Here is a 7,696-nt window from a genome sequence, read left to right on the forward strand (position 1 = left end):
GTTCTGGTCCATCGTGGCGCCGATCGCACCGCCGGCCAGCGCGCCGATGCCGGCGCCGATCAGCGCATTGCGGCGATCATTGCCGCCGGCAAGCAGACCAAGGCTGGCGCCTGCAAGAGCGCCAAGACCGGCGCCCGCGGCGGTGTTGGAAATCTTCTGGTCGCCCGTATACGGATCGGTGGTGGTGCACGCAGTCACGAGCAGAGCCGTCGCCATAACGACGAGCACGGTCTTTTTCATAGAATGGTCCCTCTCCAAGTCACGCCTTACGATGGCGCCAAATCAGCCCTTGGCGCGACTTGTACCATGAAATGCGGCGAAAAACGGAACGGGAAAAGTGGCCGTTGCAGCTTTTCGCCGGAGCCAGTTGCCTGACGAAGCGCCATCACGGGCTACCAGAGATTCTTGCCGTCGATGACCACCACTTCGACCTGGTCGAGATCGAAATCGTCGAACAGCCGCGAGTTGACGCTGATCTTCGGATTGTCGAAGTCCGGCTCGCCGGTCGACCAGTCCGGCGTTTCGGTGAAGGTGCCGCAGCCGCAGGTGGCGCAAAACCCATGCTTTATGGTCTTTGAACCCCATTGGTAGAAGGAAACGTTCTTCTGCGGTGTGATGAGCTTGAACTGCGATGGCGTATAGTAGGCCCAAAGCGAGCCGCGTTTCGAGCAGAACGAACAGGTGCATTGCGTCACCGTTTGCGGCGCCTCCGAGACCTCGAATATCGTCGCCTTGCAGTGGCAGCTTCCCTTGATGGCCATGAAGTCTTCTCCATTGTCCACCGCCCATGCGGCAGGGCAACATAAAGAAGCGCTCCTGGCAACTGCCTGTCAGCATGCTCCATCGCGACTGAGCATCGTCATCGTTCGAAGCGACGATGCACTTGCTTTGTCAGTACGAGCGTGGCGGCACGAACAGGCAGATGGTCTTGCCCGCGTCGAGACCCGCCTGATGCGCGCACCAGTGGAATTCGCCGTCGGGGCTGTCCTTCACGCGCCTGTCGGTCATCGGGACCACCTCCCCTGTCCCGGCGATCACATAGCCTTCGGGTTTCTCCAGCACCTCGCCCGAATGGGTCGTGCGGCAATCGTAGTTTGCACAGCAAGCAAAGGGATAACTCCAGCCCTGCGGCAGGACCGGGCTGGGCTTGGCATCGTGGGCCAAGGCAGGCGCCGTCAGCGCCGCCATCGCAAACAAGGAAAACAGCAGTCGGCCGGCCGGATGAACGGCTTGGGCCGATCTAGACGAGGCAGCAGACATCGAAACATTCCTTTCGAGCATCAAGCGTTGCGCTTGCCCGTTCCCGGAACGTGTCTTCCCAGTGGCCGTATCGTCAGCTCGCAGATATGCCGCGTCCGGCCATAAATGCTTCTGTTACAGCCCGAATGCTGGGCTGATTCCTTGGTCGGCGCAAGAAATTGCTTCGGCTGCGGTGCAGCCGAGCGCCGATAAGTCAGCTCTAAAGGGTGCGCCGGCTTGGTAAACAGAAGGTTGACATCGCCGGGTCTGCAAGATGGCAGTCAACGAATTCCGGGACTGATTGGTTCCGGCTATGCGTCCGGGACGGCTATTGCGGCGGGTCGTCGGCGATGGTGAACCACGGCGCCTTGGAGCCGACTAGATATGCGCCGTCGGCCGAATCGTTGGATCGTCAGCCAGCGTGCCCATGGCGACGTGGACATCGGCGCCGTCGCAGACGAGCGAATAGAGCAACAAGCCGGAACGGCTGCAATGCGTATCATGGCTGCTCTCGTCGCCGAAATGGATCAGCCTGTGGGGCCCTTCGGCAAGGGTGCACTTATCCCGTTCGATCCCCGCCTCAAGATATGCCGGATTCTAGTCCAGATCCGCCACCGCTTCGCCCGCGCCGCCCTCGATGCGTTGCGAAAGCGAGGCTTCCATGAAGTCGTCGAGATCGCCGTCGAGCACGCTCGACGGGCTGGTGCTTTCGACGCCGGTGCGCAGATCCTTGACCAGCTGATAGGGCTGCAGCACGTAGGAACGGATCTGGTGACCCCAGCCGATATCGCTTTTCGAGGCCTCGGTCGCGTTGGCGACCGCTTCGCGCTTCTTCAGCTCTTCCTCGTAGAGGCGCGAGCGCAGCATCTCCCAGGCCTTGGCCTTGTTCTTGTGCTGCGAGCGTTCGGCCTGGCATGCGACGGCAATGCCGGTGGCGATATGGGTGATGCGCACGGCCGAATCGGTGGTGTTGACGTGCTGGCCGCCCGAGCCGGACGAACGATAGGTATCGATGCGCACGTCGGATTCGGAGACGTCGATCTCTATCCTGTCGTCGACGACAGGATAGACCCAGACGCTGGAGAAGGACGTATGGCGGCGCGCATTGCTGTCATAGGGCGAAATACGCACCAGGCGATGGACACCGGATTCGGTCTTCAACCAGCCATAGGCATTGTGCCCTTTGATCAGCAAGGTGGCGGATTTGATGCCCGCCTCTTCGCCGTCATGCACTTCCAGCACCTCGACCTTGAAGCGGCGGCGCTCGGCCCAGCGCGTATACATGCGCAACAGCATCGAGGCCCAGTCCTGGCTTTCGGTACCGCCGGCGCCGGCATGGATTTCGAGATAGGTGTCGTTGGCGTCGGCCTCGCCCGAGAGCAACGTCTCGACCTGGCGGGCCTTGGCCTCGCCCTGCATCGAACGGATCGCGGCCTCAGCCTCGGCGATGACGCCTTCGTCGCCCTCTTCCTCGCCGAGCTCGATCAGGCCGATATTGTCTTCCAGCGCCTGCGTCAGGCCCTTGACCGCCGCGATGCCTTCCTCGAGGCCCTGGCGTTCGCGCATTAGCTTCTGCGCTTCCAGCGGTTCGTTCCAGAGGCTGGCGTCCTCGGCTCGCACGTTCAGGTATTCAAGCCGCTTTATGGCCTGATCCCAGTCAAAGATGCCTCCTCAGCAGGGTTATCGCCTGCCTGATCTCGTCGACAATATTCTGCGTTTCCGCGCGCATGGCCTGATATTTTGTCCTGTTGCTGAATGACGCTTCGGTCGGCGCGATACATAGGGACGGTGCCGCCATGTGTAAAGCGAAATGGGCCAGCCCGAGGCTGACCCATTTGGACGTTTGAATTCGTCAGTAAAGGCCGCCGCCGCCGTCCTGGATGGCCTGGTTGGCCTGCGGCGACAGGGCGCCGCCGGAAGCGTTGGAGCCATCGGCGCCCATGCCGATCACCCAGTAGCTGTCGGCGGGGCCGGTGCCCGGTTTGAAGGCCTCGATGATGGTGCCGGGATCGCCCGAGGATGCGCGCATGCCGGTCTTGCGGTTGATGGCGATCAGGTTCATGCCGTCAGGCAGCTTGAAGTCGACATTGGGCGTGCCGTCCAGCGCCACGCGCATGAAATCCTTGAAGATCGGGGCCGCAAGACCACCGCCGGTGGCGCCATGGCCAAGGCCGCGCGGCGTGTCGTAGCCCATGTAGAGGCCGACCACGAGGTTCGGCGTGAAACCGATGAACCAGGCGTCCTTCTCGTCGTTGGTGGTGCCGGTCTTGCCGGCGATGTGGCGGCCAAGCTCGCCGATGGTGGCGCCGGTGCCGCGCTGGACGACACCTTCCATCATCGAGGTGATCTGGTAGGCGGTCATCGGATCGAGCACCTGCTCGGAATTGTCGACCAGTTCCGGCTCCGGCTGGTTCTTCCATTCAGGCGCGTTGCAGCCTTCGCAGCCACGCTCATCCTGCTTGAACACCGTCTTGCCGTAGCGGTCCTGGATGCGATCGATCAGCGACGGTTTGATCGACTTGCCGCCATTGGCCATGATCGAATAGGCCGAAACCATGCGCATGACGGTCGTCTCGCCCGAACCCAGCGCCATCGGCAGATATGGCGCCAGATGATCATAGACGCCGAAGCGCTCGGCATATTCGACGACCAGCTTCATGCCCATGTCATTGGCAAGGCGCACCGTCATCAGGTTGCGCGACTTCTCGATACCTGAGCGCAGCGTTGCCGGACCGGCGACCGTGCCGTCATAGTTCTTCGGCGTCCAGGTGGTGTTGCCGCTCTGGATGGTGATCGGTCCGTCCATGATCACCGAGGCCGGGGTATAGCCATTGTCGAGCGCGGCCGAATAGACGATCGGCTTGAACGAGGAGCCCGGCTGGCGCATGGCCTGGGTGGCGCGGTTGAATTCGGACTGCGAATAAGAGAAACCTCCGACCATGGCCAGCACGCGGCCGGTGTGCGGATCCATCGCGATCAGGCCGCCTTCCACCTCGGGAACCTGGCGCAAGCTGTAGGCATTGTCGGAACCGTCGTTCTTCTGGACGAAGATGACGTCGCCGGGCCTCAGCACGTCGGCCGGCGACTTTGCCTTGACCGTCTTGCCATCGACCAGATGGCGCATGGCGAAACCCATGTCGTCCTTGCTGACGGTGCCTTCGACGCGGTCCTTGACGATGTCGCCCGACGCCTGGCGCGCGGGCTGGAGGCCGATCGACAGGCCGGATGCCGAACTGTCGAGCACGACGGCAAGCGACCACTCGGGAACGTCTTCCAGCCCCTTGACGGCGCCCAATGGCACACCCCAGTCGCCGGAGACGTCGATCGTCTTCACCGGCCCGCGATAGCCGCGCAGAGTATCGTATTTCATCAATCCGTTCTGCATCGCCTTGCGGGCAATGAGCTGGACCTTCGGGTCAAGGGTGGTGCGAATCGACAGCCCGCCCTCATAAAGGGCGTTCTCGCCGTAGCGGGCGATGATCTGCCGACGAACCTCTTCCGTGAAATACTCGCCGGCGAAAAGGTAGGAGCCGGTGCGGCGCGGAGCAACGCCAAGCGGCTCGGCCTTCGCCTTCGCGCCCTCTTCGGGCGTAACGTAACCGTTTTCGACCATCTGGCCGATCACCCAGTTTCGCCGTTCAATTGCCCGGTCGGCGTGCTTGAAGGGATTATAGTTGGCCGGGCCTTTCGGGAGCGATGCCAGATAGGCGGCCTCGGCCACGGTCAGCTCGTTCACCGATTTATCGAAGTAGGTCAGTGCCGCACCGGCAACGCCATAGGCGTTGAAGCCGAAGAAAATCTCATTGAGATAGAGCTCAAGGATACGATCCTTGGAATAGGCCTGCTCGATGCGAAACGAAAGGATGGCTTCCTTGGCCTTGCGCTCCAGGGAGCGCTCGTTGGTGAGCAGGAAGTTCTTGGCAACCTGTTGGGTGATCGTCGAGCCGCCCTGCATGGGGCCACCCGAAACGTAAGTCATCACCGCTCTGCCCAACCCCGTTATGTCGACACCAGGGTGGCTGTAGAAGTTCTTGTCCTCCGCGGACAGGAAGGCAGCCTTGACGCGATCCGGGATGGCCTGGATTGGCAAATACAGGCGCCTTTCTCGTGCATACTCCGCCATCAGCGCGCCATCCGAGGCATGGATACGGGTGGTCACTGGAGGCTCGTACTTGGCCAGCACTTCGTAGTCGGGCAGATCCTTTGCCACATGGCCGATGTAGAGGGCAACGCCCGCCGCGGCCAGGAGGGCCAGCGTCGTGCCGATGCCGAAGAAATAGCCAATGAGACGAATCATACCCGCTCCAGTCCTTGGTTCGGGAATTTCCTAAACGAAGCCGCCTTCCACGCAAGCTTTCGAGCCGGTCCCAATCCGCAATCGAAAACCCATGTCGCCACCATGTGGACAAAATACGGCAGGGCCGCGTTTCGCGGCCGCAAGCCGGAAATAAAAAGCACCGGGTGTTGTCATCCCGCAACGCCGCCTGGTTGCAGGCGCCGCGGGTATCGTCAACCTCCGGTTCCAGGCCCGGCGCGCGCGGAAGCGAACAATGCGACGGCGTTGGTGATACTTTGCGCTGCCTTGCCGCGCCACTCGGTGTCGAGCAGTTGCGCCTCGTCCTTGGCGTTGGAGAGATAGCCGAGCTCGACCAGCACGGACGGCACGTCCGGGGCCTTCAGCACCTTGAACCCGGCCGAACGCTGCGGATTGTTGATAAGGCCGACGCTTGTCGAGAGCTGACCGACCAAAGTATGGGCAAAACTCATCGAGAAAGTGTGCGTCTCGCGCCGGATCAGGTCGATCAGGATGTCGGTCACTTCCTTGTTGTCGTCCTTGATGACCATGCCGGCGAACTGGTCGGACAGATTTTCACGGTCGGCAAGCGCCTGTGCTTCCGGATCGGAAGCCTTGTCGGAGACCGTATAGACAGTGGCGCCGCGGATACCCTTGACGCTGATCGTGTCGGCATGGATCGAAATCAGCAGATCGGCCTCATGCTGGCGGGCGATGCGCACGCGGTCGTCCAGGCGCAGGTATTCATCGGTATCACGGGTCATGAAGACATCGTATCTGCCGACCGCCGCGAGCTTGTCGCGCAGTTCCGTGGCAAAGGCCAGCGTGACGTTCTTCTCGATGGTGCCGTTCAGGCCTTCGGCACCGCCGTCCACGCCGCCATGGCCGGGGTCGATGACGACGGTGAACCGGTGGCCCGGATTGGAGACAGGTCCGGTGCCGACCCGGCCGCCCTTGTCGGTCGAAACCGTGGAACCGGTGGTCAGCGCCTGGTTGGCAAGGGCGGCATCAAATTCACGTTCGGAGGCCGCCGACATGTCGACGGCAATGCGGTAGCCGGTTCCGTCCTCATTCTTGAGCACATCGAGCTTGTCGACGGCGAATGGTCCCTTGCCGGTCAGAATCAGCCGCGCGACGCCCTCGCCGAGTTCGCCCAGCCGCACACCCTTGACCAGGCCACGCGGCTTCAAATCCTTGGCATCTACGGCAAATCGGGTGTTCGCAAGATCGATGACAAGGCGATTGGGCCCGCGCAGCAGGAACCATTTGACGTCAGGCTCGCGATCGAAATCCATGACGATGCGCATCCTGGTGGCATCGCCGGCCATTTTGTAGCCCCTCGCCACAAGCGTCGTGTCGGCGGCGCTGGCAAGCGTGGAAAAGGCAGACGAAAACACCACCAATAACACGAGGCAGAAGACACGGAGACTCTGGCCGCCAACACGACATCCCTTGTCTGTGAAGTCCGCCAGTCCCATCTCTCTTCCAGTCGCTCCCGGTTTGGCGCCCTGCGCCCGTTCATTTCATCGACACGCCGGTCAGGCCGCGAATTCGATTAACGATTGGTATCCAGAGAAGGTTAACCAAGCCTTTTCATGCAAGGTTCGGACCAGGCTTACGCTACGGAACCACTTTTTGCCGGCATCGGAAATCGGGGTTGCCTTCCAACCCGCCAAATCATAAAAGCGATGGTGGATCACTGCAATCCTGGAACCGCCCTCCTCCGCAGCTTCCTGCTACAGGGTCAGATGAAAGGCGGCTCCTTTCGCTTCACGCGAAAAGGCTTCAGGTGATTGCGACGAATTTCGCAGGTGTGCTCCCGTGGCGGGGGAATCGCCTGCGTGAGGAAAACGGCCGGGTTGTTCCCGCGCCGGCTCTGTATGAGCAAACAAGCTGGTCCGGTTTCCGGGCTTTGGTTCAAAAGGTTCTGCTGGTGACGATGGCTTCAAGCGCAATCATGGAAACGTCCGCATCAAACCGCGCCAATATGGCTGCGGGCGGCACCGCCATGACACGCAGGCACCGTCCGGCGGACGTTCAATTATCCGGCACCCACTCTCATCCAGACACACAGCAGCGGGCTTTGCCCCGCCAGCTGCGGCTGACGGCTGCCGGGGGGAAACGAAATAATGCCCAACAAAATGCTGATAGACGCCTCCCACC

At 61.6% G+C, this 7,696-nt stretch carries 7 protein-coding genes; 1 reads left to right on the forward strand and 6 read right to left on the reverse strand.

The genetic code is table 11. From position 1 onward, the window contains the following. The 6 genes from EOA36_RS20310 to EOA36_RS20335 all read right to left on the reverse strand — a co-directional run. The coding region (locus EOA36_RS20310; RefSeq protein ID WP_127279143.1) for a YMGG-like glycine zipper-containing protein at positions 1 to 240 on the reverse strand (240 nt) is incomplete at its 3' end. A 152-nt stretch (positions 241 to 392) separates the two neighbouring features. Beyond that, positions 393 to 761, reverse strand: coding sequence for a GFA family protein (locus tag EOA36_RS20315; RefSeq protein ID WP_127279144.1), 369 nt, complete (start codon positions 759 to 761; stop codon positions 393 to 395). Between the two features lie 130 nt (positions 762 to 891). Continuing rightward, positions 892 to 1,260, reverse strand: coding sequence for a hypothetical protein (locus EOA36_RS20320; protein ID WP_127279145.1), 369 nt, complete (start codon positions 1,258 to 1,260; stop codon positions 892 to 894). A gap of 576 nt (positions 1,261 to 1,836) precedes the next feature. Then, a protein-coding gene (gene prfB, locus EOA36_RS20325) for a peptide chain release factor 2 (RefSeq protein WP_127279146.1) occupies positions 1,837 to 2,968 on the reverse strand; the annotation gives its coding sequence in 2 pieces (ribosomal slippage) (positions 1,837 to 2,901 and positions 2,903 to 2,968; 1,131 coding nt in all). A 123-nt stretch (positions 2,969 to 3,091) separates the two neighbouring features. Further along, positions 3,092 to 5,536, reverse strand: a complete 2,445-nt coding sequence (locus EOA36_RS20330) for a penicillin-binding protein 1A (RefSeq protein WP_127279147.1) — start codon at positions 5,534 to 5,536, stop codon at positions 3,092 to 3,094. Positions 5,537 to 5,748: 212 nt separating this feature from the next. Continuing rightward, the gene (locus tag EOA36_RS20335) at positions 5,749 to 7,011 is read right to left on the reverse strand and encodes an N-acetylmuramoyl-L-alanine amidase (protein WP_127279148.1); all 1,263 of its coding nucleotides are present in this window, start codon (positions 7,009 to 7,011) and stop codon (positions 5,749 to 5,751) included. A 311-nt stretch (positions 7,012 to 7,322) separates the two neighbouring features. Here EOA36_RS20335 and EOA36_RS37785 point away from each other — a divergent pair. After that, positions 7,323 to 7,696 (forward strand): hypothetical protein (locus tag EOA36_RS37785; RefSeq protein ID WP_210212424.1); only part of this gene is annotated, 374 nt, incomplete at its 3' end.

Source organism: Mesorhizobium sp. M8A.F.Ca.ET.021.01.1.1 (assembly GCF_003998025.1).
Lineage (GTDB): Bacteria > Pseudomonadota > Alphaproteobacteria > Rhizobiales > Rhizobiaceae > Mesorhizobium.